Source organism: Xanthobacter sp. BG11Y11_SDJG (assembly GCF_057364445.1).
Map to the genome: position 1 here is coordinate 1 of NZ_JBNFNU010000616.1, position 1,655 is coordinate 1,655.

1 pseudogene is annotated in these 1,655 nt (G+C 71.2%); it reads left to right on the top strand.

The annotated features are described in order from the left end of the window. Positions 1-401: 401 nt before the first annotated feature. Positions 402-1,655, top strand: a pseudogene (lysA, locus tag AC2W7M_RS25010) (diaminopimelate decarboxylase); the annotation flags it as partial.

The window sequence follows — 1,655 nt, forward strand, 5'->3', positions numbered from 1 at the left end:
CGCACCCGCACCGCCGGCGGCGAGCGCCGAGAGCGGCTCCGGCAAGAGCGGCGCCTCCTCGACCCCGTCGCTCTTGGGCGCGTCGGGCGGCAGCACCGGCTGGCAGTCCGGCTCGACCAAGAATTCCTCCGCCACACCCGAACAGCTCAAGGCGCCCGGCGTCCCAACCAGCCGTTCATCTCGACGGCCTTCTCTGAGCCGATCGGCGGAAGCGGGGCGGCGCGCCACGGCGGCCGCGCCATCGGCCCAAGCGGGCGCGCCTCGCCGCTCTGCGGAACGTGCGCATTTTCTTCCGGCGAACCGGTATCCACGTCGCGCGGAAATGCTCTAGACATTCGGCTTCGCGCGTTTCGCAACGCCACTCCCGTCCGCGCCCGAAAGCGCTCAGCCAGCCGCCGCCGATGCACCATTTTCCTATCGCGATGCCAGCCTCCACGCCGAGGACGTCGACCTCACGCCCCTCGCCGAAACCCTGGGCACGCCCTTCTACTGCTATTCCACCGCCACGCTGGAGCGGCACTACCGCGTGTTCATGGAGGCGTTCGCGCACCGCGACGTGACGCTGTGCTACGCGCTGAAGGCCAATTCCAACCAGTCGGTGATCGCCACGCTGGCGCGGCTCGGCGCGGGGGCGGACATCGTTTCCGCAGGCGAGCTGCTGCGCGCGCTGCAGGCCGGCGTTCCGGCGCAGCGCATCGTCTTCTCCGGCGTCGGCAAGACCCAGGAGGAGATGGCGCAGGCGCTGGCCGCCGGCATCCTGTGCTTCAATGTGGAGAGCGAGCCGGAACTGCTGCTGCTCTCGCAGGTGGCTTCGAGCCTCGGGCGCACGGCGCCGGTCTCCATCCGCGTCAATCCGGACGTGGACGCGAAGACCCACAAGAAGATCTCCACCGGCAAGTCGGCCACCAAGTTCGGCATCCCGATCTCCCGCGCGCGGGAGGTCTATGACGTGGCCGCGCGGCTGCCCGGCCTCGCCATCGCCGGCGTGGACATGCATATCGGCAGCCAGATCACCGACATGGCGCCGTTCGACAACGCCGTGACCCTGCTGGCGGAGCTGGCGCGCGATTTGATGGCGGCCGGCCACCGGCTGCACCATCTCGACCTCGGCGGCGGGCTCGGCGTGCCCTATGCGGCCTCCGATCCGGTGCGCCCGCGCCCGACGCCTATGCGCGGGTGGTGGAGCGCGCGCTCGGCGGGCTCGATCTGCCGCTGGTGTTCGAGATGGGGCGCATGATCGTGGCCAATGCCGGCATCCTGGTCACGCGCGTGATCCGGGTGAAGCAGGGCGAGGGCAAGACCTTCGTCATCGTCGACGCGGCGATGAACGATCTCATCCGCCCGACCCTCTACGAGGCGCACCACGACATCATCCCGGTCGCCGCGCCCGCGGCCGACGCGGCGCTGGTGCTGGCGGACGTGGTGGGGCCGGTGTGCGAGACCGGCGACTTCCTGGCCCTCGACCGGCCGCTGCCGCAGCTGAAGGCCGGCGACCTGCTGGCGGTGATGACCGCCGGCGCCTATGGCGCGGTGCAGTCCGGCTTCTACAATACCCGCCCGCTGGTGCCCGAGGTGCTGGTGCGCGGCGCGGCCGCGGCGGTGGTGCGCCCGCGCTCGACGCGGCCGGCGCTGATCGCCCTCGACCGCATGGCTCT